General features: G+C 59.1%; 19 protein-coding genes and 4 pseudogenes. 11 read left to right on the top strand and 12 right to left on the bottom strand.

Translation table 11 applies throughout. The annotated features are described in order from the left end of the window. Nucleotides 1-234: 234 nt before the first annotated feature. Nucleotides 235-358, top strand: a pseudogene (locus IMW75_RS27460) (efflux RND transporter periplasmic adaptor subunit); the annotation flags it as partial. 261 nt (nucleotides 359-619) lie between these two features. On the opposite strand, the gene IMW75_RS24890 reads toward IMW75_RS27460, so the two are convergent. Both IMW75_RS24890 and IMW75_RS24895 read right to left on the bottom strand, forming a co-directional pair. Continuing rightward, nucleotides 620-1,921 carry an OprD family porin gene (locus IMW75_RS24890; RefSeq protein WP_052673004.1) on the bottom strand — a complete coding sequence of 434 codons (1,302 nt, stop codon included), beginning with the start codon at nucleotides 1,919-1,921 and terminating at the stop codon, nucleotides 620-622. A gap of 113 nt (nucleotides 1,922-2,034) precedes the next feature. Continuing rightward, nucleotides 2,035-2,514, bottom strand: a complete 480-nt coding sequence (locus IMW75_RS24895) for a MarR family winged helix-turn-helix transcriptional regulator (RefSeq protein ID WP_205894052.1) — start codon at nucleotides 2,512-2,514, stop codon at nucleotides 2,035-2,037. A 541-nt stretch (nucleotides 2,515-3,055) separates the two neighbouring features. Between IMW75_RS24895 and IMW75_RS24900 the strand changes: the two genes are divergently transcribed. Genes IMW75_RS24900 through IMW75_RS24910 form a run of 3 tightly spaced genes read left to right on the top strand, consistent with a single transcriptional unit; the run spans nucleotide 3,056 to nucleotide 5,823 of the window. Beyond that, the gene (locus tag IMW75_RS24900) at nucleotides 3,056-4,426 is read left to right on the top strand and encodes a flavin-containing monooxygenase (protein WP_045060701.1); all 1,371 of its coding nucleotides are present in this window, start codon (nucleotides 3,056-3,058) and stop codon (nucleotides 4,424-4,426) included. Continuing rightward, on the top strand, nucleotides 4,423-5,514 hold the full coding sequence (locus tag IMW75_RS24905; RefSeq protein WP_205894053.1) for a DMT family transporter: 1,092 nt from the start codon (nucleotides 4,423-4,425) through the stop codon (nucleotides 5,512-5,514). Before IMW75_RS24900 ends, IMW75_RS24905 begins: the two co-directional genes overlap by 4 nt. Nucleotides 5,515-5,529: 15 nt before the next feature. Continuing rightward, the gene (locus tag IMW75_RS24910) at nucleotides 5,530-5,823 is read left to right on the top strand and encodes a hypothetical protein (protein WP_045060703.1); all 294 of its coding nucleotides are present in this window, start codon (nucleotides 5,530-5,532) and stop codon (nucleotides 5,821-5,823) included. Between the two features lie 268 nt (nucleotides 5,824-6,091). Here IMW75_RS24910 and IMW75_RS24915 read toward each other — a convergent pair. After that, a pseudogene (locus tag IMW75_RS24915) lies at nucleotides 6,092-6,262 on the bottom strand (transposase domain-containing protein); the annotation flags it as partial. 65 nt (nucleotides 6,263-6,327) lie between these two features. Between IMW75_RS24915 and IMW75_RS27085 the strand changes: the two are divergent. The 6 genes and pseudogenes from IMW75_RS27085 to IMW75_RS24935 all read left to right on the top strand — a co-directional run. Then, nucleotides 6,328-6,587, top strand: a pseudogene (locus tag IMW75_RS27085) (nuclease-related domain-containing protein); the annotation flags it as partial. 290 nt (nucleotides 6,588-6,877) lie between these two features. Then, nucleotides 6,878-7,240, top strand: a complete 363-nt coding sequence (locus tag IMW75_RS27090; protein WP_237142331.1) for a c-type cytochrome — start codon at nucleotides 6,878-6,880, stop codon at nucleotides 7,238-7,240. Nucleotides 7,241-7,692: 452 nt separating this feature from the next. Continuing rightward, the gene (fae, locus tag IMW75_RS24920; RefSeq protein WP_205894054.1) at nucleotides 7,693-8,205 is read left to right on the top strand and encodes a formaldehyde-activating enzyme; all 513 of its coding nucleotides are present in this window, start codon (nucleotides 7,693-7,695) and stop codon (nucleotides 8,203-8,205) included. 10 nt (nucleotides 8,206-8,215) lie between these two features. Continuing rightward, entirely contained in the window at nucleotides 8,216-9,250 is a 1,035-nt protein-coding gene (locus tag IMW75_RS24925; RefSeq protein ID WP_122838341.1) for an aldo/keto reductase, read from the top strand. After that, on the top strand, nucleotides 9,247-10,680 hold the full coding sequence (locus tag IMW75_RS24930) for an NAD-dependent succinate-semialdehyde dehydrogenase (RefSeq protein WP_205894055.1): 1,434 nt from the start codon (nucleotides 9,247-9,249) through the stop codon (nucleotides 10,678-10,680). The genes IMW75_RS24925 and IMW75_RS24930 overlap by 4 nt, the downstream gene beginning before the upstream one ends. Nucleotides 10,681-10,829: 149 nt before the next feature. Beyond that, the gene (locus IMW75_RS24935; RefSeq protein WP_205894056.1) at nucleotides 10,830-12,194 is read left to right on the top strand and encodes an MFS transporter; all 1,365 of its coding nucleotides are present in this window, start codon (nucleotides 10,830-10,832) and stop codon (nucleotides 12,192-12,194) included. A gap of 123 nt (nucleotides 12,195-12,317) precedes the next feature. Here IMW75_RS24935 and IMW75_RS24940 read toward each other — a convergent pair whose 3' ends face one another. The 8 genes from IMW75_RS24940 to IMW75_RS24975 form a co-directional block, all read right to left on the bottom strand. Continuing rightward, nucleotides 12,318-13,193, bottom strand: coding sequence for a LysR substrate-binding domain-containing protein (locus tag IMW75_RS24940; protein WP_205894057.1), 876 nt, complete (start codon nucleotides 13,191-13,193; stop codon nucleotides 12,318-12,320). A 216-nt stretch (nucleotides 13,194-13,409) separates the two neighbouring features. Then, nucleotides 13,410-14,516: a hypothetical protein gene (locus IMW75_RS24945; RefSeq protein ID WP_237142332.1), complete on the bottom strand. Its 1,107-nt coding sequence runs from the start codon at nucleotides 14,514-14,516 to the stop codon at nucleotides 13,410-13,412. A 160-nt stretch (nucleotides 14,517-14,676) separates the two neighbouring features. Beyond that, nucleotides 14,677-16,323, bottom strand: coding sequence for a dipeptide ABC transporter ATP-binding protein (locus IMW75_RS24950; protein ID WP_205894059.1), 1,647 nt, complete (start codon nucleotides 16,321-16,323; stop codon nucleotides 14,677-14,679). Between the two features lie 2 nt (nucleotides 16,324-16,325). Further along, nucleotides 16,326-17,162, bottom strand: a complete 837-nt coding sequence (locus IMW75_RS24955; RefSeq protein ID WP_205894060.1) for an ABC transporter permease — start codon at nucleotides 17,160-17,162, stop codon at nucleotides 16,326-16,328. Beyond that, nucleotides 17,159-18,112 (bottom strand): ABC transporter permease, encoded by a 954-nt coding sequence (locus IMW75_RS24960; protein WP_205894061.1) that lies wholly within the window; start codon nucleotides 18,110-18,112, stop codon nucleotides 17,159-17,161. The genes IMW75_RS24955 and IMW75_RS24960 overlap by 4 nt, the downstream gene beginning before the upstream one ends. A gap of 75 nt (nucleotides 18,113-18,187) precedes the next feature. Further along, complete coding sequence (locus IMW75_RS24965) at nucleotides 18,188-19,822, bottom strand: ABC transporter substrate-binding protein (protein ID WP_205894062.1); 1,635 nt, start codon at nucleotides 19,820-19,822, stop codon at nucleotides 18,188-18,190. A gap of 460 nt (nucleotides 19,823-20,282) precedes the next feature. Further along, nucleotides 20,283-21,512: a M24 family metallopeptidase gene (locus tag IMW75_RS24970; protein WP_205894063.1), complete on the bottom strand. Its 1,230-nt coding sequence runs from the start codon at nucleotides 21,510-21,512 to the stop codon at nucleotides 20,283-20,285. 55 nt (nucleotides 21,513-21,567) lie between these two features. Then, the gene (locus IMW75_RS24975; protein ID WP_205894064.1) at nucleotides 21,568-22,449 is read right to left on the bottom strand and encodes a HalD/BesD family halogenase; all 882 of its coding nucleotides are present in this window, start codon (nucleotides 22,447-22,449) and stop codon (nucleotides 21,568-21,570) included. 116 nt (nucleotides 22,450-22,565) lie between these two features. Between IMW75_RS24975 and IMW75_RS24980 the strand changes: the two genes are divergently transcribed. Beyond that, nucleotides 22,566-23,480, top strand: coding sequence for a LysR substrate-binding domain-containing protein (locus IMW75_RS24980; protein ID WP_205894065.1), 915 nt, complete (start codon nucleotides 22,566-22,568; stop codon nucleotides 23,478-23,480). On the opposite strand, the pseudogene IMW75_RS27095 reads toward IMW75_RS24980, so the two are convergent. Further along, nucleotides 23,427-24,479: pseudogene (locus IMW75_RS27095) on the bottom strand (MFS transporter); the annotation flags it as partial. The gene IMW75_RS24980 and the pseudogene IMW75_RS27095 sit on opposite strands and share 54 nt — an antisense overlap. Nucleotides 24,480-24,602: the final 123 nt, after the last annotated feature.

The following is a 24,602-nucleotide window of genomic DNA, read 5'->3' on the forward strand; positions in this document are numbered from 1 at the left end:
TTGATGCGTCTCGAACCGGAGCACTGCTGCTAAACTTATCCACAATTGCTGGGACAGAAATCAGCAATCCGTCCTGGGTCAATTTTCAATCGGCAGGGTGGGTCAGTTTTCAATCAGCGCCAACACCGCCGCCCTCTATAAGAAAACATGAGTGATGCTTAGTCATCTCTGCCCCCATCCTTGAGGCTGCACCTGCAGCCTTTTTTTCCTTCACCCTGTTTCCTCACGCAAGACATGGTTTGCGCGGGACAAATGGTGGTACGCGTTGCCCATTCAGGGCACCGCGAGGCCGTGATCCAGTTACCCGAGACGCTACATCCTGTGCTGTGGCTCGGCGGCGACGGTTGAGCTCTACGGGCAAACCCGCGTGCAGGCAGCGTCCGTTTAGGCCAGCTGACTGTGGTTCGCACCTTCAGTCTGGCACTCAAGATGCCGAAGTGAGGAAGAGTCCATCCCATTGCTTTTGGCCGACTCTTGCCTGTCGCGAAGGGCAGCAATTGAAGCAGGCCCTCGACGTCGCGGTGGCACAACCCAGGTATATCCGTACCTGGGCTATGGTGATGCCACGCAGTCTGAATCCAATTCAGGGACAATTGGCGAAGACCAATACCCTAACGGATTACCAGAACTTGAACGTGTAAGCGACGATCAGGCGATTTTCGTCGACATCCGTCGTTTCGCTTCCGCGATAAGTGACGTTGCGCCAGCGCAGGCTCAGGTTTCGTAAAGGCCCACTCTGGATCACGTAGCCGATGTCGGTATTACGCTCCCACTCTTTGGCGGCAACCCCTCGAATATCGAAATCATCGCCTCGCATGTAGCGGGTCATCAGGGTGAGCCCGGGGATGCCCAGGACGGCAAAGTCAAAGTCATAACGCAGTTGCCATGAGTCTTCTTTGGCGCGGACGAAGGGCTGGTAAGTGCCGTTGTTCAAGGCCCATGGGTCGGCGACCAACAGGTAGGGCAGGCCAGTGTCGCCGCTCTGGTTCTGATAGCCCAGGCCCAGGGAGTGGCCGCGGCTGCTCAAGGTGAACATGCTGCCCAGGTAGCGGTTATCGACGTTGGTCCGGCCCTCATCAGCGCTGCCGAAGTAGCGCAGGTCGGCCTTCAAGTTGACGCTTTCGCTTAAAGGCGTCTTGTACAGAAGACTGGCGGCATTCTGGCTGTAGTTGTCCTTCAGTTCGGCACGATAAAACGTAGCACTTAGGTTGGGCAGGAAGGCGTAGGTCACTCCGCCATAGTTGAAGCGGTCGGTGGGCACGCCGCCGGTGGAACCGTCGGCCGCCATGCGCAGGTCTTCGTAGTCGGACGAGTCGCGCTGATGGGCCTGGCGAAATTGCCCGGCAGTGAGGCTCAGGTTCTGAATGTCGGTGGAGACGACCTGGCCACCCCGATAGGTTTGTGGCAGCAGGCGCGTGTCATTGCGAAACAGTACCGGCATCACCGGTTCGTGGTCGCCGAGGGTAACCAGGGTCTTGGCGACCTTGAGCTTGGCGGTCGGTGCCAGGAAGCTGTACTCATCGACGGGTTCGCCGGTCCGTTGATTGCGCTGCAGCACGCCGGTCCCGCTGCTGCCGCCACCGGAGTCGAGCTTGACGCCGACCAGCCCCAGTACATCCAGGCCTACACCAACCGTCCCTTCGGTGAATCCCGAATTGCCGCGCAGGATGAAGCCTTGTGCCCAGTCTTCAGCTTTGCTTTGCGGTTTCCCGTCATGGCGCGGGCCATCAAACAGACCCGCATCGCGGTAGTCGCGGTTCATGTAGAAATTGCGTGTTTCCAAGCTCAGATGACTGTCGCCGAGCAGGTCCGCCTGGGCCTGGGTGGTGAGCAATAACGCCGAGACAAAAGGGACTTTCAAGAAATACCGGGCACGAGTCGGCCCGGCCAGATGCCCGGTGACGGGATTGGCTGTACGCATGATGAGAAGTTCCTGCCTGCTGTGAGTAGTTGTTGTTCAGCAGCCCCGCACAGGGGCTTTCAGGTTTTCATGAACAGTGACGCTTCGGCGAGGGCAGGAAGGATGGGGTCAGCCTATTGCGCCTCGTCGTCTTGCTGCTCGTAGCCGAGCGATATGGCCGCCATGTCGTCTTGTAGTTTGTTGAGAAAATGCAGCAGGCTGATGCCGTCGTCGAAACTGAAGCTTTTCAGGCCCTGCTCGTAAAACGTCTGGATCCGCTCCTGCAATGAATCCCAGAACGCCTTTCCGGTGTCAGTCAATTGCACCAGGCGCGCGCGCCCGTCGTCCGGGTGCGGCACGCGCAGCACATGGTTGTCGCGCTCCATGCGCTTGAGCACTCCGTCCAGGCTTTGTCGGCTGACGACCAGGTACTCGGTCAGTTCAAAGAACGAGATACCGCCTTCATAGCCTTGGCGTGAAAGTGCGCCAAGCACGGCCCATTGCACCGTGCTGATGCCCATTTCTTTCTGGACCTGCCTTTGCAGGACGTTGCCGGTCTGGAACAACCGGAAAAACAACCTGTTGGGGACGGATCGGGTGTCGCTGTTGTTCATGGATGCTCCTTGTCGGCTCCGTGAGGTCAAGCGCGGTTGCATGAGCGCCCGGCCTGGTAGAGCAGGCAGGGCGTCAATGGGGGACAAACTCACGGGCAATGATATTTTTCATGATCTGCGCGGTGCCGTCACCCACGATCATGACCTTCGGCTCCTGCTGGAAATACATAAATTGGCCCATGCGATCTTCACCATCATCAATGGTTATTTGCAGGAAAAAGGCTTATCCCTACGTCAGCTGTGTTAACGTTGTGAACGGTTTCAAGCACTTTTTCTCCTGTTTGACCGGATCGAACGCTGCCTTCCAGCGTTTTCTCGAGAACCTTCGCTTCATTGGTGGCCTGCCCACCCCCGGCCTTCTGTTTCACCGACAGATGCAGCCTTCATCACATCGCGCCATCGGTTAAGCCGATTTTAGTGCGCATCACTCAGAGCTTGATGGCCCGACCGATACCGGTACGAGCGTCACTCTTTTCCGCGTTCAGTCGTCGCTTGGGCCAAGATCCCGCGTGCGATGAAGCGCCTGAAGGAAGGAGTCTTTATGACTTTTAGAGTTGCCATTCTTGGCGCCGGCCCTAGCGGCTTGGCACAGTTACGTGCTTTCGAAGCCGCCCATTGCGACGACGCTGAATCCCCCGAGATCGTTTGTTACGAAAAGCAGAGTGACTGGGGCGGTATGTGGAATTACACCTGGCGCACTGGTTTGGATCTGTATGGCGAGCCCGTCCATGGCAGCATGTACCGGTATCTCTGGTCAAACGGCCCCAAGGAATGCCTGGAGTTCGCCAATTACAGCTTCGAAGAACACTTCGGCCGGCCGATTCCTTCCTATCCGCCACGCGCCGTGTTGCGTGACTACATCATCGGCCGCGTAGCCAAAAGCAACGTGCGCCAGCACATCCGCTTCAATACAGCGGTGCACTGGGTTGCCTATGACGAGAGCACCAGCAAGTTCGCAGTCACCGTGCGCGACCTCAACCAAGACCAACTGATCACCGAAGAATTCGATCACGTAATCGTTGCCACGGGACACTTTTCGACGCCCAACGCGCCTTACTTCGAAGGCTTGGAGCAGTTTCCCGGTCGCGTATTGCACGCCCATGATTTCCGCGATGCGTGCGAGTTCCAAGGCAAAAACTTGCTGCTGGTTGGCAGCAGTTACTCGGCAGAAGACATCGGCACGCAGTGCCACAAGTACGGCGCCAAGTCGGTTACTTTCAGCTATCGCACCAAGCCTATGGGCTTTGATTGGCCAGAGTCCTTCGCCGAAGTACCGTTGCTCACCCGTGTGGTCGGCAAGACCGCACATTTTAAGGATGGCACCAGCAAAGAGGTCGACGCGATCATCCTGTGCACCGGGTATCGGCATCACTTCCCGTTTCTGCCCAACGAGCTGACGCTGACCACGCACAACCGGCTGTACCCGGAAGGTTTGTACAAAGGCATCGTGTCTTTGGCTAATCCGAAGCTAATGTTCCTCGGCATGCAGGATCAGTACTACACCTTCAACATGTTCGATGCCCAGGCCTGGTATGCCCGGGACATTATGCTGGGTCGTATCAAGCTGCCAGCAGAACAAGCCATGGCCAGCGACACCCGTGAATGGGTGGCCCGCGAAGAGCAAGTGGCTGATCCCTTTGAAGCCATCGACTATCAGGGTGCCTACATACTCGACCTGCTTGAGTCGACCGATTACCCACCCTTCGATGTTCTCGCCGTGTCTGATATTTTCAAGGAGTGGGAGCATCACAAAGCAGCGGACATCCTCGGCTATCGCAATAAAAGCTACCGCTCCACGCTGACCGGCACCATGGCGCCCGTGCATCACACGCCGTGGATGGATGCGATGGACGATTCACTAGAAGCCTTCCTGCACGGCAAGCAATCGAAGCCAGCAAAGGTATCTACATGAATCAGCCAAGCCTGAGCCAGGCGCGGTCGCGCTTTACCACCAGCAGCATCCGCTGGGGTTTCACGTGGGCGTTGTGGTGCGCCGTGCTCTGGGGGGCTTGGTACGTGCCAGGCTCCGCTGTTTGGTTCGAAGCGCCTTATGTAGACCTGAAGTACGACACCAATGCCGAGTTCCTGTTGGCGGCAGCCGTGTTGACCACCTTCAACGCCGTTGCCGTGTTGTTCTTCTTGTTCGTTTGGAACGGGGTACTGGGCAAGTGGGGCGAGTACGTTCGCACCATCAAACAGATGCGTTACATCTCTAAGTGGTTCTTCATCGGCGCCATCTTTGGCGGCCCGATGGCCATCTTTGGCTCGTATTTGGCGATCGGTTATATCGGCGGGGCCTTCGCGGCGATTTCTGCATTGATGTACCCCGTCATCGGCGCAACGCTGGCCAGGCTCTGGTACCAGGAGAAAATCACCCTGCGTGCAGCTGTGGGTATTTTCATCATCTTAGCCGGCGGTGTGACGGTGTATGCACCCGGCATCATTGCTGAAATCACCGGCACCGGTGACACCGGCTGGCTGGGTTATGTCGGCGGTGCAATGGCTGCTATTGGCTGGGGTGTAGAGGGTGCAATCGCCGGTCGCGGGCTCGATGTTGCCGACCCGGATGTAGGCATTACAGTGCGTTTTACCGCTGAAGTGCTGTATTGGGTCGCACTGATTTTGCCTGCCATCTATTTGTTTACCGATCAGCCGGTAGTCGAACTCGTGGTCGCCACATTCAATTGGGCCGCCATCGGCTGGCTGACGTTAGCGGGCGTGACTTTCGCCTTCTGCTACGTCTCTTGGTACAAGTCGTTCCCACTGATTGGCGTCGGCCGCGGGCAAGCTATTGCCGCGCTGTATGGTTTGTTTGCGGTGATCTTCCTCGCCGCCTTCACGCTGAAGTTTCCCGAGTGGAACTTCCTGGCAGGTTTGGTGCTGTTTGTGGCGGGCGGGTTTGTGATGTTCACCGAAAGTGATGAGGTGCTCGAAGTCGTGCGCGCCGTATCAACCGACCGCAAAAAAACTGGCACTGCCGCTGATGCAGTTACCTCGTGATGATGGGAGCAAGCCATGAATAAACTGCATATGAAGGGCCGCATTCTCCAGTTGATCAACGATCAGCAGGACGTCGGTATCTGGGACTGGCAAATCACCGATACGCTGATGAGTGAGTACGGTATTAGCGGTGCCTACTGGCGCGGTAACACCCGTGTCACCCTGACGGACCTGTTCTCCAGCGGCATCATCGAAAGTGTTGAGGAGAAGCTAGATGATCAGGCCTATTTTGGTGCCGGCCGAGTGCTGTTCAAATTCAGGGTTAACGACTTTGGTCGTCAACGCATGCGCGACACTGCGCTGGCCTGATGGTTGTTGCTACTTACTATTATCAATAAGGAAGCACTATGTCTGAATTCTGGGGTTTTCCGGGGGCCGACATGCTCGCAGTCGCCCTTATTATCGTGCTTAGCAGCTTTGCGCTGTATCAGGCGCGGACTTTTGTGACGAAGCTGTAGTTTTGTAAGGCCGCTGCTGCCACTTTCCGCTTCCAAATGTGGTGAATCGCCCCCGGGTTTCTAGACACGCACGAAGCTTCGGGGATCTATAAGCGTCCGCCGAAGTTACCTTGCATGACTCAGGCAGATACCCACCGATGCGGCAGCAGTCGTTCAATCTCACTCGCCCGCTGCGCCGGCAGTCGCGTTAGCACCTCTTTGAGGTAGGCATACGGATCGTGCCCATTCATACGTGACGATTGGCACGTGCCGAGGAAGTTACGCGCATGCTCACCGGCCCGGCTCGGGCCGAAGTCATAAACCACAGCTTTAATCACCTTTGCGGTGCTGGGTAGATGACCTGGCCGGACGTACGATTTTCCGAGGTGAGCGCCAGGCCCAGTAGACACAGCAGATTTTCCGGCATCGCTTAAGGTTCCAGAACCCTCTGCGGCAGAATTACAAGTACTTGAAGGCGCTAGAAGCGCTGCTAGGCGTTCCGCCCGGGCAAATCCATTCGGTAATCGCCTTCGTGGGCGGCGGCAGCTTCAAGACCGCCATGCCGGACAATGTCACCAAGGCGTCAGCTTCATCCGCTATATCAAGTCCTTTCAGCAGCCTCCATTGGCGGGAGCCCGATTCACTTGAGCTTGCGCCGGATGAAGTTGGCCGAGAAATTTTGCCGCAGCTTCGAAGGGCGAGCGAGTAGAAATCGTTGCGTACCGCACTACCTAAAAAGTCCAAATGCTGTTTTGGATCCAATCTGCTAGGATTTGACCACCTGCCTGACTCTGGCTCTTTACCATGCATGGATTGCTAGGCCAGGGTCGGGCGGGTTCTTGGGCTTTTCACGTGACGCGGAGGGCGTGAGTGCTCGCGGATGGGTGTCTACAGCTCTGATTTGTACAACGAAGGCCACATCAAAAATGAGAGTGGAAACATTATTAATCGCTTCACTAGGAATTTTATCGCTAACTCAAACATCACTGTCCTTCGCGGATAATGCCAATGGAAAAAATCTCTATTCGCAGAGATGTTCCATGTGCCACGGAGTAGATATCAAGAGGACAGGACCACTGGCTAATAAAAGCAATCCTCCTACACCTGATCTGACTACATCCGCATTCAAGAAACGACTGAATGACTATCCTGGCGTTATTGTGTCATCGATAATACTGCGTCCAAATGGCGACCTGATTCCACGAACGTTGCAAGAGAATGGTGTAAAGCTGTCGCCGTACGCCTGGAGGGTTAAAGATTTTCGGGATCTGAATCAATATTGGTCATGATCTTCTCCTCAGGCTTGTTATATGCCCGAGCCTTAACCATAGCCCGCTATGCTAATTTTCGACATTTCAGCGGGCTGGAAATCTGAACGGGTACAGTTTTTACCCTGCGACTTTCACCAATCCTGACCCGATCCAATTCCCTCCTTTTACCCGCACAGTTTTACCGAGCACCAAGTTTTCGGCTTGATTCGCCCTTGAGTTTTGCCGGGTATGACCAGAACTCATGCCCCCATTACTTTTAATGGTTACAGCCCCTCGAATCCCCAGTGTTAAAAAATCGCAAACACAGCTCATCAACAACAAAAAAGAGCGTTTGCAACCATGACTGATCCTTACCGCCGCGTCCTCGCCAGCGCTGTGCTGCGCTCTTCGAACCCCGATATCCGCCCCTCGGTCTTCACGATCCGCGTGCGCTTCTGATCACCCAAAAAATCCAAAAAGAGTAATGACTGATGAAAGAACTCGACCTGTACATCGGTGAAGGTTTCGAAGGCCCTGGCGTGAACGCCGCGCACATCAACATTCTGATCGGGCCGCGCAACGGGCCGGCGGGACAGGCATTTGCCAATAGCCTGGCGTCGCCAAGCCAAGGGCATTGCCCATTCATGGTGATCGCCCAGCCGAACATTCCGGTCAAGCCGATGACCCTTTACGTCAACAAAGCCGCGATCAGCAGCGACATGCACGGCAACGCCACTTGGGGCGCGTCCCAGGCCGGGATCGCCAAGGCTGTTCTGGAAGCCCTGCTGGACGGCACCTTGCCGCCAGAGGCCGAAGACGAATGGGCCATCGTTACTGCTAACTGGGTCAACCCGGCCTGCGATGACCTTGATGCCGTGTACTTGAACAACTACAACGCCTGCCGCACCGCGATCCGCGCAGCCTTGACCGGCAAGCCGGAGACCGCGCAACTGGCGGATGTGGTCGATCACATCAGCAACCCTTTCTACACCCCAAAAGTCTGAGGTCTGCGCCATGCAATACATTCGTTTGGGTAACTCCGGCCTGCAAGTCTCCCGCCTGTGCCTGGGCACTATGAACATGGGTACCCCGGACTGGAAACCGTGGATTTTTGATGAGAAGCAAAGTGAGCCGATCGTCGCTCACGCCCTGGACAACGGGGTGAATTTCATCGACCTGGCGGACTTCTATTCCGCTGGCGTCGGCGAAGAGGTGGTGGGGCGTATCGTCAAGCGCCTGGCTCGGCGTGAAGACCTGGTGATCACCACCAAAGTCGGCTACGGCACCCGCAACGGCATCAATGCCAGTGGGCATTCGCGAAAGCACATCATGGACAGCATTGACGCCTCGCTGAAACGTCTGAACATGGATTACGTCGATGTGTTCATGCTGCATTACTTCGACGTGAATACCCCGGTTGAAGAAACCATGAGCGCGATGAACGACATCGTGCGCTCCGGCAAGGCCCGTTACATCGGCGTGTCAACCATGCTCACCGGGCAACTGGCGAAGATCCTGATGGCTTGCGAACGCAATGGTTGGGTCAAGCCGATCAACATGCAGCTGCAACTGAACTGCGCCTACCGCGAAGAAGAGCGCGAGATGATCCCGTTCTGCCGCGATCAGGGCCTGGGTGTCTCGGTGTTCAGCCCGCTGGCCCGTGGGTTGCTGACCGGCGATGTGCAGTCGACCCGCAACCAGACCGACTTCTTCACCCAGCAGATGTACAGCGACGAAGCCTCGTTCGAGATTGCTCATTCGGTACAACGCGTCGCCCGTGCCCGTGGCGTGTCGAACGCGCAGATCGCCCAGGCTTGGGTCGCCAACCATCCTGGTGTCGATTGCATGCTGGTGGGCGCTGACACCACCGCACAGTTCGACAGTGCCCTGGCGGCGCTGGAAACCAAATTCGATGCCGAAGAACTGTATGAGCTGGAACGCAACTACACCCCGTGCGATGTGATCAACGATTACACCGCTGGCAAACGCATCCTGCGCTCGGCCCGTCCGGGGCTGGAGCGCTTCAATCTGACCGAGGCTGTGGCATGAGCGCGCTGATCCGTAACGGCAATTTCATCGACGGCCAATGGTCCAGCGGTGGTGTGACTTATCCGGTACTCAACCCGGCCAACGGCGAACTCATCGCCGAGGTGCAGAAGGCCGGCGCCGAAGAAACCAACCTGGCCATCGCGGCCGCCAATCGTGCCTTGCCGGCCTGGCGCAAGTTGACCGCCAAGGAACGCAGCCAGCGCCTCAAGCGCTGGAGCGAGTTGATGTTGAGCAACCAGAAGGACTTGGCCACCTTGCTCAGTCGCGAACAGGGCAAGCCGTTGGCCGAAGCCATGGGCGAAGTGGTCTACGCCGCAAGCTTCCTGGAGTGGTTCGCCGAAGAGGCCAAGCGCGCTTACGGCGATGTGATCCCGAGCCACAAGGCCGACTCACGCATCATCGTGGTCAAGGAAGCCATCGGTGTAGTCGCGGCGATCACTCCGTGGAACTTCCCGTTGGCCATGGTCACCCGCAAGGTCGGCCCGGCGTTGGCGGCGGGTTGCACGATGATTCTCAAACCCTCGGAAGAAACCCCGCTGTCAGCGTTCGCCCTGGCGGTGCTGGCCGAGCAGGCGGGCATTCCGGCCGGAGTGTTCAATATCATCTCAGGTGATGCGGTGGCGATTGGCGGGGCGCTGCAAGCCTCCAGCGTTGTGCGCAAACTGTCGTTCACCGGCTCGACCCGCACCGGAAAATTGCTGATGCGCCAAGCTGCCGAGACCTTGAAAAAGGTCTCGCTGGAACTGGGTGGCAATGCACCGTTCATTGTGTTCGACGACGCCGATCTGGACGCCGCCGTCAAAGGCGCCATGGCTTCGAAGTTCCGCAACACAGGGCAGACCTGTGTTTGCGTGAACCGCTTCTTCATTCAGGACGGCGTTTACGAAGCCTTTACCGGCAAGCTCGCCGAAGCGGTCGCCGCGATGCGCGTCGGCAGTGCGCTGGACGGTGAAACCGAGCAAGGTCCGCTGATCAACGCCGCAGCATTGGCCAAGGTTGAACTGCATGTCGGTGATGCTCTGGAGAAGGGCGCCACATTGTTGTGCGGTGGTCGTCGACATGCGCTGGGCGGCACGTTTTATGAGCCGACCATCCTCACCGACGCGAACAGCGAGATGCTGATCGCCCAGGATGAAACTTTCGGTCCGGTGGCGGCATGCTTCCGCTTCAAGGACGAAGCCGAAGTATTGCAACGGGCGAATGACACGCCCTACGGATTGTCGGCTTACTTCTATAGCCGTGACATTGGTCGCGTGTGGCGCATGGCCGAAGGCCTGGAAGCCGGCATGGTCGGGATCAACGAAGGGATCATTTCCACGGAAGTCGCGCCGTTCGGCGGCATCAAAGAATCGGGCCTGGGTCGTGAGGGTTCCAAGTACGGCCTGGAAGACTACCTGGAAATCAAATACCTGTTAATGGGCGGCCTCTAGAGAGAACAGCGGTAAACCCTGTGGGAGCGAGCTTGTTCGCGATGGGGCCGGCACATCCAACATGGATATCGGCTGAAAGGCCGCCATCGCGAGCAAGCTCGCTCCCACAGGTTTCATTTCTCCGTCAATAACAACAACTGGAGACGAACATGTCCGCTCAATCGATAAAGATCGACGACCTGCCCATCGGGCGCTTCCATCTCAAGATCGCCGGCCTGACCTTCGGCGCGCACTTCACCGACGGCTACATTCTCGGCCTGATCGGTATTGCGTTCACACTGCTCAGCCCCCAAATGCACCTCGATGCGTTCTGGCAGGGCCTGATTGGCGCCTCGGCACTGATCGGGCTGTTTCTCGGCAGCCTGTTCTTCGGTTGGATCGCCGACAGGGTCGGCCGACAGAAAATCTTCCTGGTCAGTTTTGTGCTGATCACGATTGCCTCGGTGATGCAGTTCTACGCCGAAACCGCGATGCAGTTGTTTCTCTGCCGGGTGCTGATCGGCATCGGCCTGGGCGGTGACTTCAGCGTCGGCCACGCGATGCTGGCCGAGTTTTCGCCGAAGAAACACCGGGGCGTGTTGCTCGGTTCGTTCAGCGTGATCTGGACCTTCGGCTACGTCGCCGCCACCTTTGTCGGCACGGCGATGCTCAATCTGGGGGATGATGCCTGGCGCTGGATGTTGGCCTCGGCGGCGATCCCGGCAGCGTTGATTCTGATCGCGCGTATCGGTACGCCCGAGTCGCCGCGTTGGCTGGTGAATCAGGGGCGCATCACCGAAGCACGAGCGATCGTCAAGAAACACCTGGGCGACAACGTCGAACTCGACGAAAACCGCTCTACCGAAACCCGTTCCGGCTACGCGGTGCTGTTCAGCCGCGAATACCGCAAGCGTACGGCGTTTAACTGCCTGTTCTTTGTCTGCATCGTGATGCCGTATTTTGCGATTTATACCTTCCTGCCGTCGATTCTGCAGAAGATGGGCCTGGCGGAAGGCTTTGGCACCGAGCTGATGCTGAACATGCTGCTGATCCTCGGAGCATTGATCGGGATCTGGTGCACCGTGAAGTTTTCGCGGCGGGGCTTCCTGATCAACTCGTTCATCATCCTCGCGGTAGCGTTGTTCCTGCTGGCAGTGTTGCCGGGCAGTGCGGCGTTCCTGATGGTGCTGGTGTTCGGCGTGTTCACGCTGGTGTTGTCGGCGGTGAGCAACCTGGTAGGCGTGTTCCCGGCCGAGAGCTTTCCGACCGAAGTGCGGGCCAGCGGGATTGGCCTTGCGACGGCGGTGAGCCGTTTGGGTTCGGCGGTCAGTACCTTCCTGTTGCCGGTGAGTGTGGCGGGGATTGGGTTGAGCCCTACCATGGGAATTCTGGCGGCGATTTTGGCGCTTGGTGCGATGATTTCCTGGGCCTGGGCACCGGAGACAAAATCCCTGACGCTGAGCCAGGCATGCAAGGCGCAAAGTCCGGTTGAGGGTGGCGCGCCTGTTGCGGTGAAGGTCGTGGCACCGGTCTAAAACTGACCACCAATACCCTGTGGGAGCGAGCCTGCTCGCGAAGGCGGCGTGACAATCAACATCTATGTTGACTGGCACTGCGCTTTCGCGAGCAGGCTCGCTCCCACAGGGGGCATCTGTGTTCTATGGATTGCTGACCAACCCCAACCAATCCGCAAACAACCGCACTTTCGACAATCCCTGCTTGTCATTCGCCACATCCAGCCAATACCCATACGGCCCGACCACCTCCACCGCAGTGATCGGCAGCAGGCTGCCATTGGCCAGTTCCTTCTCGATCATCTGCCGGTCAATCACCGCCAGCCCGCCACCGGCCAGAGCCGTGTGAATCACCTGATCCAGCGTGCTGAATTCCAGCCCCTGAGCGGCATCGATATCGTCACGGCCCATTGCCGCCAACCAATTCTCCCAAACTCTCAAGCGCTTGCCGTCGTGCAGGATGTGCAGCAGTGGAAGCTGACGCAAGTCCGGCGGCTGGCCGTTGACGAACAACTCCGGGCTGGCCACCGCCATGTGCCGTTCCATCACCAGCAACTGGCTGCTGCACTGGCTCGCGGCTTCGAGGCCGAAGCGGATGTGGCAGTCGATTTCCGCGAAACTGTCGTGGGCGCTTTGGTTAGTCACGCTGAGGCTGATATCCGGGTAGCGTTGGCAAAAAGCGCGCAGGTGCGCCGATAACCAGCGAGTGGCCCAGGTCGGTGGCGCGACGATGCGCAGGCGTTGGCGCAGGTTGGGCACGCGCACCGCTTGCAGCGCACGTTCGATGTGGTCGAAGGCATCGCTCAGTTGCGGTGAGAGGGCGAGGCCGGTTTCAGTCAGGGACAGGCCTTGTGGTGTGCGGATGAACAGCGCCACGCCGAGGTAGTCTTCGAGCTGCTTGATTTGACGACTCACCGCGCCTTGGGTGACGTTCAATCCCAAGGCTGCCTGGCTGAAACTGCGATGCCGCGCGACTTCTTCAAAGACACGCAGCATGTTGAGCGAGGGCAGTTGACGCATGAAAGGGTGACTCCATACCTGTCGCCGAACGGGGGCAGGTTTATTGTTTTTGGCGAATGTTTTGTAGGGCGTATCTGACTCCTGTGGCAGGGGCTGATGCAAGTATTGTTTGGGCTAAAGTCTTCGCGAGCAAGCCCGCTCCCACAGTGGGCCGCGTACAAATATGGGAGCGGGCCTGCTAGCGAAGAGGCCTTCAGGAGCGCCCAAAAATCGGGATCAGAAGTAATACCCAATGTTCATGTACAGCTGATTTTCCCAATGATCCGTCCCACCGGCGCCCAGGCTCTGGGTATAGCTGCTACCACCGATATACGGGTCATTCTTGCCGTACAGCCACTCCGTCGCGATCCACAGTTTGCTGAAGGAAAACGAGGTGCCGAAGATCATCCTTTGCGAGGTCTTGAACTCCTCGGCGGATTTGTCGAATGCACTGTAGTTGGCGTACAGCTTCACGCCGCTGACCAGGTCGAACACGTATTTTCCGCTGACGTCGTAGCTCAGGTCGGCTACGTACAAATTGCCGCGACTGGCGACGTTGTAGGTGCCGTCGTATCCGCCCAGGGTGACCACTTCATCGGTGCCGGCATTACGCGGCGACATCTGCTGCCGCGCCGCTTGCAGTTGCACGCCCCACGGGCCGTTCTTGCCCAGGTAGTGCACGGCCACGGCGTTGCGTCGGCCATCTTTGTCGGTGTCCTTGTTTTCCAGGGTCGAGGTCAGGCCGGAGATCCCCACTTCGGATTTCCACGGCCCCAGGTCCAGGGCCTTGGCCACCCGCAGCACCAGGGTGTGGCGTTCCTGGTTGTCGCTGCCGTCAACCACGTAGCTGTCGGCCCCGGACACCACGCTGGAATAGGTCACGCCTTTACTGGTGCCCTTGCCTTGCCACGCCGGGCGCAGGTAGTAGCCGGCCTGGATGTTCCAGTCGCCGTTTTGCTGGATGTACTTGGCGCCAACCTGTTGCACATCTTCCAGGCCGATGACGTTGCCCAGGGTTTCGTAGAAGGTGCTGCCGAAGTACGGCTGCAAACCGAACGGCACCGTGTTCAGGCCCACTTGCACTTGCTGGTCGGGGTTGAACTTGTAGCCGGCCCAGGCGAACTTGGCGAATTGGATATCGCCGTAGTCCTTGGTGTACTGGTAAGGATAGGAGCGTCCGTAGAAACGGTATTGCGCCTCACCGATCCAGGTGTCGGAGTTGTACTTGGCGCTAAGGAAAACCGTGTCCAGGCCAAACTTCTGGATATCGCGATCCGGGTCGTAGTCCCAACGCGCCCGCACGGCACCGCCGAGGTCGAGGTTATCGGTGACCTGCACCGCCATTGCCGGGGCCGCGAAGCCGCCGATCAGCGCAATGAGAGCGAGGCAATGGACTGCAAGAGGGGGGGTGGTGCGCACAGTGATACTCCGATTTCTGATTTTTATTGAGTAACAGCAACCCATGCCGCAGCGAACGCTGCGACCTGGGGAAAGGGTTATAGACTCAGCTGGCCTGAGGTCGGATCAGCCTCAGCGTCGGTTCAGCGGCAGGCGCTACCGGTATCGCCGAAGCGCCGGGTGCTGCTGCCAGCAAGGTTTGGGTGTAGGTGTTTTGCGGCTGCAACAGCACCTGCTGCGCCGTGCCGTACTCCACAACTTCGCCCTGGCGCATCACCGCGATGTAGTCGCTGATCTGCGCCGCGACGCGCAGGTCGTGGGTGATGAACAAAATGCTCAGGTTGAGGCGCTGTTGCAGCTGGGCGAGCAGCTCCAACACCTGTTTCTGCACAGAGACATCCAGCGCCGAGACACTTTCATCAGCGATCAACACTTCCGGGCGCATCGCCAGGGCGCGGGCGATGCCGATACGTTGGCGCTGGCCGCCGGAGAATTGCCGAGGCTTGCGCTTGAGGGCGTCACGTTTGAGCCCGACCTGTTCCAGCAAGTCGCCGGCTTCGGTCCAGGCATCCTTGGCCGACAACCCACGCAGTTGCGCGGCGCGGGCGATGATGTCGCCGACCCGATGCCGCGGATTCAACGAGCCGTAGGGGTCCTGGAAAATCATCTGGATACGCCGCCGATTGGCCGCCAACGCAGAGCCGCGCAACGCGAGAAAGTCCGTATCGCCGACCCATACATGGCCGCTGTCGCTTTCCACCAGCCGAATCGCGGCTTTCACCAGCGTACTCTTGCCCGAACCTGATTCGCCAACAATCGCCAGGGTTTTGCCCCGTGGCAGTTGCAGCGAGACATCCTTCAGCGCAGGCACCAACCGACCCCCGACGTTGTAAGTCTTGGTCAGGTGTTCGATGCGCAACGCCAATTCGCCATCCGCGCACGGTGCGTGCAACTCGGGGTGCAGCGCTGGCACGGCGGCGATCAACTTACGGGTGTACGGGTGTTTCGGTGCATTCAATACTTGATCGCGCTCACCGATTTCCACCAGCACACCGCCCTCCATCACGGCGATGCGGTCAGCGATTTCCGCCACCACGCCGAAGTCATGGGTGATGAACAAAATGCCGTGCTGACCACGACCGCGCAGGTCGCGCACCAGCTTCAGCACCTGGGCCTGAGTGGTGACGTCCAGTGCGGTGGTCGGTTCGTCGGCAATCAACAAATCCGGGTTCATCGCCAGCGCCATGGCAATCACTACCCGCTGGCATTGGCCGCCGGAGAGTTGATGCGGGAAGCTGTTGGCGATCCGTGGCGGGTCGGGCAACTGGGTGGAATCGAGCAGGGCGAGCATACGCCCCCGGCGCTCGGCAGCGGGCATGGTCGGTGCGTGAATGTCGAAGATTTCTTCGACCTGCTGACCAATGCGAATCGCCGGGTTCAACGCCGCCATCGGCTCCTGGAAAATCATTGCGATGCGGTTACCGCGCAACTGGCGCAGGGCGGGTTCGTCCATGCGGCAGATGTCGTTACCGAGAAAATCAATTACGCCTTCGCTGTGGCGCAGGCCCTTGGCGTAGTCGCCCATGATCGCTGCCGAGAGCACCGATTTACCGGAGCCGGATTCGCCGATCACACAGAGTATTTCACCCTTGCGCACGTCGAGGCTGATGCCTTTGACGGCGTGGCTGCGGTCGGCGCCGAGTGGCAATTCGATGGAAAGGTTTTCTACTCTCAATACTTGCTGATGACTCATGCTCAACTCCTTGTGCCTTTCTGGGCGTGTTCGTCCAGACCGTCTGCTAACAGGCTCAGGCCCAGCATCAGGGTGGAGATGGCAATGCACGGGAAGATCACCAGGTGCGGGAAGGCGATGGCCATGCTGCGGCCTTCATTGATCATGCCGCCCCAGTCCGGGGTTGGCGGCGGCAGGCCGAGGCCGAGGAAGCCGAGGGCACCGATCATGATCGCGGTGTAGCCGATGCGCAGGCAGAAATCGACGATCAGCGGGCCGCCGCAATTGGGCAGGATCTCCACCAGCATGATCCGCAGCGAACCCTCTCCCTGGGTGATGGCGCTGAGCACATAGTCCCGGGAGCGGATGTCGATGGTCAGCGCGCGCATGATCCGGAAGATCGCCGGAGCGCTGGTGAAGGTCACCGCAATCAGGATGTTCAGCGCTGAAGCGCCGAGCGCGATGATGATCACGATGTACAACACCAGCACCGGGAACGACAGCACCGTGTCGGCTACATACGACAGCAGCGCATCGACCCAGCCATTGAAGTAGCCGGCGCACAGGCCCATGGCGATGCCAACGGCGAACGCGGTCAGGGTCGCCAGGATCGACCAGAACAACACGGTGCGCGTGCCCCAGATCAGCCGCGAAAGAATGTCCCGGCCGATCATGTCGGTGCCCAGCAGGAAGTTCATTCCGTTGCCATCGGAGGTCATCGGCGTCAGCAGCGGGGCGAAGCTTTCCAGTGGGTCGTGGGGCGCCAGCCACGGCGCGAACAGCGCCATCAGCACCCAGCCGCCGACCAGCAGCACACCGAGCATCGCCAAGGGATGTTTGAACGAGTTGAGGAAGTTCATTGGCCACCTCCGCCAAGACTGCGCAAGGTGATGCGCGGGTTGAGCCAGGTGTAGGCCAGGTCCGAGAAGATCTTGGTCGCGCCCACCACGATGCCGCTGATCATCGCGCAGGCTTCGATCAGGTAGACGTCATGGTTCAGCGATGCGGTGTAGAGCAGCGAACCAAAGCCTTTGTAGGCGAAGAACACCTCGACCACGATCACGTTCGACAGCAGCCACGGGATGTACAACATGATCACGGTGATCGGCGCTATCAGCACGTTGCGCAACGCATGGCGCAGCACGATGCGTGAGGTGGACGCGCCTTTGAGGCGGGCGGTGCGGATGTACGGCGCCTGCATCACTTCGACCATCGAGGCCCGAGTAATTCGTGCCAGATAACCGATGCCGAACAGGCACAGCACCATCAGTGGCAACGCGAGTTCCACGGCGTTAAAGCCGTCGCTCATGCTGCTCACGCCCGGCAGCCAGTTGAGCCAGAACACAAAGATCGCGGAGACAAACACGGCGCTGGCGAAGTCCGGAATCGAGGTGGTGACAATCGACAGAAACGACACCAGCCGATCCACCGCCGAGCCCTGGCGAATGCCGGCCAGAATGCCCAGGGTCAGGGCCACCGGCACCATCACCAGCAGCGCCAATCCAGCAAGGATCAGCGTTTGCCCAAGGTTGGGCAAAAGCAGGTCAATCACCGGTTCACGAAAGTGCACCGAGGTGCCCCAGTCGCCGCTGAGAAAGTCCTTCAGCCACACCAGATAGCGCCAGATAAAGGGTTGGTTGTAACCGTGTTCCACCAGCCACGCGGCGCGTTGGTCGGCGGCGGAGTAAGGGCCCAGGACATTGATTGCGACGTCCTCGATGTTCAGCTCCAGGGCCAAAAACACGATCACTGACACTGACAGCAAGGTTGCCGCCAGCGCCAATAGCTTGCGTAATAGAAATTCAGCCATGCTCGCACGCTCCGGCTAATCAAGGGATGGCGGCCCGCCGCAACTGAGTGGGCGGGCTCGTTCGGGTCGCTTGAATCAGGCGCTCAACCAGACTTGATCCATCGGGTAGAAGTCTGATGGGTGAACCTGGAAGCCCTGGACCTTCTTGCTCGCAGCGGTGAACTTGTCGCCCCAGAAGGGCTGCACCATGACGCAGGCGTCTTGCAGGATCTGCTCGACGCTTTGCATGGCCATGGCCCGTTGTTTCGGGTCGATGATGCCCATGGCTTTATCCAGCGCGGCGTCGAACGCCGGGTCGCTGTAATGGCTTTCGTTCCAGGCCGCGCCGCTGCGGTAGGCCAGTTCCAAAGACATCACGCCGAGCGGGCGATGCGCCCAGTAGGTGAGGCTGAACGCGGCTTTGTCCCAGATAGGCCAGTATTGAGTGGCCGGAATCACCTTGAGATTGATGCGAATGCCGGCCTCGGCGCAGTTCTGTTGCAGGATCTGCGCGCAGTCCTGTTCGTAGCGGCCCTGGGTGTTACCGACGATCAGGTCGATATCGATGCCGTTCGGATGACCCGCTTCGGTGAGGAGTTTCTTCGCGCCAGAGATGTCACGGGCACGTTTTGGCAACGGAAAATATTCCGGGTGGGACGGGGCGACATGATGGTCCTCGCCCAGGGTGCCCATACCGCGATAGGCGATTTTAAGCATTTGCGCGTTGTCGGCGCACAGCACCACGGCTTTACGAATCCGTGCGTCATCGAATGGTTTCTGGTCGCAGGCCATGCGCATGACGATGGTTTGCGCGGATTTGCAGGTGAGCAATTGCGCGCCCGGCAAGCGTTTTGCCAGGTCGAGTTCGGCCACGGTTACCCGATACAGCACGTCTACTTGCCCAGCCTGCAACGCTGCGAGATGGGTGGAGATGTCGGTGCCCATGTCGACGTAACGCAACTCGTCCAGGTTGGCCGGTTTGCGCCAGTAATCGGCACGCTTGGCGAAGGTCGCCTGCTTGTTGACTGCGAACGACATCAGCTTGAACGGCCCGGTGCCGAGCGGATTTTTCGCCCAGTCGTCACCGGCTTTGAAGCTGCGGTGGACGATGGCGCAAGTGAAGGCGTTGAGCATTTCCGGGATCGCCAGCATCGGTCGCTTGAGCACCAGGCGGAACTGGAAGTCAGTGACTTTTTCGAAGGCTGTAATGTCCTGGAACGCCGTACGGTTGACCGACTTGGAATCGGCGGCAATCCAGCGCTCGATGTTGTGCTGCACGTCCTCGACGTTGAAGGTGTCGCCGTTACTCCACTTCACGTCCTGGCGCAGGTTGAACGTCCAGGTCTTGAGGTCTTCGGACGGGCTCCAGCTCTCGGCCAGGTACGGGTGAGTGATGTTGTCAGCATCGACCCAGGTCAGGAATTCCAGCGAGTTGCGCAGCAGGTTCGACGCTTCGATCCAGGTGATCAGCATCGGGTCCTGGATTTCCTGGATGGCGCAGGCAAACCGCAGGCTACCGCCCTGGCGCGGCGTCGCCGCATCGGCGGCGTGGGCCGGGTTGCCAAGCAGCGCGGAACCGATGAAGGTGCTGGCGCTGGCGGCGGTGATACCCAGCAGCGCAGCGGTGCGCAGGAACTGGCGACGATTGATCTCGCCACTTCTGAATTGGGTGCACAGGTCGTTTACCGCTGGATGCGGCATGGCGCCGTCCAGTGTCGTTAAGTCTTTCATATGCCTCTCCGATAACGTGCAAAAGTGCGTTTTTCGACTGGCCGCAGATGAGGCGAGCGGTAGACGCGGTCGGTTTTCGATGAACCGAAACTGTCAGTGGCAAGCAGCGCGAAGGCGCAGGCGTGACAGGCGTGAAGCCGGCAGAAGAACAAGGCGCAACGCAATCAGGAGGACGAAGGCGGGATAGGACATAGGGCTGCTCTCATGTTGTTTTTATTTGAGATGCTCGCAGTTTTGTCATCTGGGCAAAGATCGACAAACGATAAATTCAACGCTGAAACGTTCGATAAATGCATGTTACTTACCGTAAGGAGGGCTGCCGCTTGAGCTAGACAGGCCGGACGGATGAAAGCGCAGGTACGAAACACTGCGCGATGGCCGAAAACGGCCCTTGTTCCAGGTGGGAACAAGGGGGGAAACGGACGGTATCAAAGGAGGTGATGGCACCGTCCGGGGCAACTCAACGCGGCATCAGCCGCGGATCGAACGGGTAGTCGGAAAGCAGTTCAATGCCGTTTTCGTGGATGTAGATCTGCTCTTCGAGCTTGACCCCTTCGCCGCCCTCGTCGTGGCCGATATAGCTTTCAACGCAGATGGTCATGCCGGCCTCGAACACACCGTCGTAGCCCAGCGCATCAATGTCCTCGCGGTGCACCACGTATGGGTATTCACCGGTCATGCCGACGCCGTGGGCCAAGGCGAAATAGCGGTTGGCCTTGTAGTTGTCCGGGATTCGCCACGCCAGCTCGGCGTATTCCTTGAAGCTGCGGCCAGCCTTGAGCATTTCCATGTTGGTCTGCACTTGCTCGTAGGCCAGCTTGTAAAGCTCCTGTTGCTTGGCGGTGGCGGCTTGTACGCCGCAAAGGAAGGTCCGCGAAAAGTCCGCGTAGTAGCCGAAACGCCCGACCACGTCGGTGTCCAGCGCCACCAGGTCACCGGTCTCGATGGGCCGGGTGCTGCATTCCTGGAACCACGGATTGGTGCGCGGGCCGGAGGACAGCAGGCGGGTTTCGACGTAGTCGCCGTCGGTGGCGATCACGTGCTGGTGCAGGTGCGACCACAGTTCGTTTTCGCTGATGCCCGGCACTAGCTTGCTTTCCATCAAGCGCACGCCGGCCTCGGTGGCACGCAGGCTGGCGCGGATCATCTTCAACTCGTTCGGCACTTTGATGCAGCGCGCTCGCTCCAGCGGTTCCTGGGCGTCGAAAATCTGATAGCCGAGTTTTTGCAGTTCGAACGCAGCGGCCGAGGTCGCGCTTTCGATGGCGACGCGTTTGTTTCCGCCGCCGTGCTTGAGCACCAGTTCTGCGATTTCAGCGGCCCATTCGGCGGTGACATTATTGAGGAAGCTGTCGCAGAAGTAATAGGAGATCGCTTTGGCCGGGCGCACTTCATCGACGGTGTTGAGCTGTTCTGCCAGGTGCAGACAGCCGCCGAACTCGAAGACCACCACTGGGCCTTCTGCCGGGATGAAGGCGTAACGTGCCGGGTTGCGCGCTGAGTACACCTGCATGTTGCGCGAGCCGGTGGCGTAGCGCATATGCGTCGGGTCGAACAGCACGCACGCGGCGTAGTCGCGTTTTTTCAGTTCATTACGCACCCTTTGCAAACGGTCGAGCTGGATCTGCTGGATCTCGTCGTGCGTTGGTTCGCAGTCGGCGGGGTTGCGGTTAGGGCCGGACAGACTCATGGGTGTTCCTCGCAGGGCAAATACGGTTGGTTTTTTCCAGGAATTTTTGGGTGAATCAATCGAGCAACTGGTCGCTGCGCACCAGGTTGCGTTCGGCTTGCAGGTGGGCTTCGGACAGGCGTCCGTAAAGCTGCTTGGTGCGCTGGGCACGGCCGATGATTCCGGGCTTTTCGGAGTAGGCGAAGATTGCGGTGTTGCGCTCGGTGGCGCCCTCGACGCGGGTTACCCGGTGTACAGAAAAGCGGCCCTTGAAAATCTGCAAGTCGCCGGGGTTGAGTTCCAGTTCCTGCACGCGGCTGCGGTCGTCGCCGCGCACCACGTTGCCGACGGCGCCGAGGTTTTCCTGGGTGCGGGTGCGGATCATTGGCGCGTACTCGAACAGACCGCCAGCCTCGGGCTTCTGTGTCATCATGCTGACGATGAATTCGTTGGTATCGAAGTGCCAGGGCTGCTCCGTACCTTGTGGCATCACATTGATCACTAGTCCGGCAAACGGGTCGGCGTATTCGAAAATCTCCGGCTCATTGAGGCAGGCACCGATAAAGCGCTTCATCATCGGCGAGACGTACAGACGATGAATGATTGCGTCCGGGGCAATCATGTCCCGGGTGACGAAACCGCTGGTGCGCTCCATGAATGTGCGGCGCGGGTCATCCTGGGGCAGGGCGGGGTCGTCTTCGGTGAAGTAGGCGTTGACCTTGCGCACCGAGTAAAAGGTTTTGCCCGACAGCGCCTGGCCTTCGACACGGGCCTGTTGCAGCGCCTCGGGCCTCAGGAAGTTCTTCAGCAGGCAGCAACCGTCCTCGGCCAGTTCGGCACGGGCGTATTCGATCAGCGCCTGCAGCTGGACATGGCCCGAATCATGTATGGGGTACAACTTGGTATTAATTATGTCGCTGATATCGCCCACTTCGGCGTCGGCAAGTTGAAGGCTCATGCACATCTCCTGAAACTTTCAATTAACAGTGTTTGGCGTTAAATCGATAGTTGCTTAAAGAGGTGCGAAGTGGAAATTACAAGATGTGATCGAATCCATCGGCAGGAGCGATAGTTATGTCAGGAGAACTGGATGGAAGCTTACTTAAAGTCTTTGTCGCGATTATCGAGTGCCACGGATTTTCTGCGGCGGCCGAGCGCCTGCACAAAACCCAATCGACCGTTAGCCAGAGTTTGCAGCGCCTGGAAGAGATAGTCGGCACGCCGTTGGTCCAGCGCACCAGTCGTTCGATAAGCCTGACGCCCGGCGGCGAAACCTTTCTGATTTACGCCCGGCAGATCCTCAAGCTGCACGCCGATGCGATCAACGCCGTGCACCTGCCAGACGAGCAGTCTTGCATTCACGTCGGCCTGCCCGAGGACTATGCGCAGTTCTGCCTGGCCGATGTGTTGCGCGATTTTCAGGCGCAGTTTCCCCAGGTACGCCCGGACATTTGTTGCGAGATGTCGACCGCGCTGGTCAGCCGCTTGCAGCGCGGTGAACTGGATCTGGTGCTGGGTGTGCAGCATGCCAATCTGCAGCCGGGTGAATACCTGTGCGACGAGCCGCTGGTTTGGGTGGCGGCTGAAGGTTGGTGCGTTGGCAAGGACGAATCGGTGCCGTTGGCGGTGTATGCCGAGGGCTGCGCCTTTCGGGCCAATGCGGTGCGGGCGCTGGCCGAGGCCGGGCGGCCTTGGCATGTGGTTTACACCAGTCAGAGCCCGCGCGGCATCGGGATTGCCATTGAACAGGGGCAGTCGGTAGGCGTCACTGCGCGGCGGCTGGTGCCGCCGGGTTGGCAGGTGCTCGATGAGGCCCAAGGTTTTCCGCCGATCGACCCGGCGCGGTTGATGGTCTGGCGTTCGGCTCAGTCTCAGGCACTGGCCGTCGGGGCACTGGTGGACATTCTCTGCCGCGAGTTGGGCCGTTCGGAGCTGCTGGCCCAACGCGGGCTCGCGGGATTGACGGCGGGCCATCAACCCCAGCAGTAACAGGCTGGCCGCGACCCAGCAGGCGATCCAGCCATGCACCAGGGCAAACTGCCCGGAGGCTTGCAGCAGCCAGCCGCATAGCCAATTGGCGGTGGCGCTTCCCAGGCCGTAACCGACCATGCTCAGACTCACCACTTGCAGGCTTTGCATCGGGCTTAATCGCGCACTGAGGTAGGCGGCAATCAAACCCCAGATCGGGAAATAGAACAGTGCGAACAGCCCCGCTGCGAGCCAGGTCAGGCCCAGGCTTGGTTGCCAGAGCAGGGCGAGCATCGCCATGCCGAAGGCGCTGATGCTCAGCGCCATGACCCGCAGCGCGCCCCAGCGATCCGCCAGCGCGCCGAGCAGCAAACCGCCTGCAACCCCGCCAATACCAATCAGTGTCCACAACGACCCGGTGACCTGCGCGTTGGCGCCCAGGCGGTCAATGGCAAACGCGGAGAGAAAGTTCAGGAAGGGTCCGCTGATAGCGCCGATAAACCCACTGAGCAGCAATACATGCAGCGCCACGGGATGTTCAAGGCACAGCTGAAACCATTGCCGCAGCACCCTGCTAAGCGACGGTGCGCTGGTGGGTTTCATGCGCGGATCCGCGTTGAGTGGTGCCAGAGTCCAGAACGTCAGCAGCGTGACAATGAGCGTCAAGCCTGCGCAGATCAGCCAGAAGCGCGTCAGGGAAACCCCTTGGAGCAGGGCGATCAGCAAACCGTTGAGGCAAATCGCAAACGCCGCCCCGGAAGATGCCAGCCCCAGCACCCGGCTGCGGTGGGAGGCCGGGATCACCTCGCTGGCCAGCGCCGCAATGGCATTCCAGTTCGACACCGCACAGGCCGAAACCAGCGCCAGGCACAGCGCAAACGGCAGCACCCACGGCGTGGCGATGGCCAGCGCCAAGAGCGCCGGGCTCAAGGCCATCGTCAGCCGCACCATGTTGCGCGGGCTGATCCATGCCGCCGCGATGCCACTGACAATCGACGCCCCCATATAGAACAACTGTATCCGCTCCATGAACCCCACATTCAAAGCCACCATCTGATCCCCCGAAGCTATGCTCCCGATTTCTTCATCTGTGGCAATTAGCCCACTTCCTATTTTGCCAGCACAAGAATGGCGAAGCCTGGC

This window comes from Pseudomonas gregormendelii (assembly GCF_017114825.1).
Lineage (GTDB): Bacteria > Pseudomonadota > Gammaproteobacteria > Pseudomonadales > Pseudomonadaceae > Aquipseudomonas > Aquipseudomonas gregormendelii.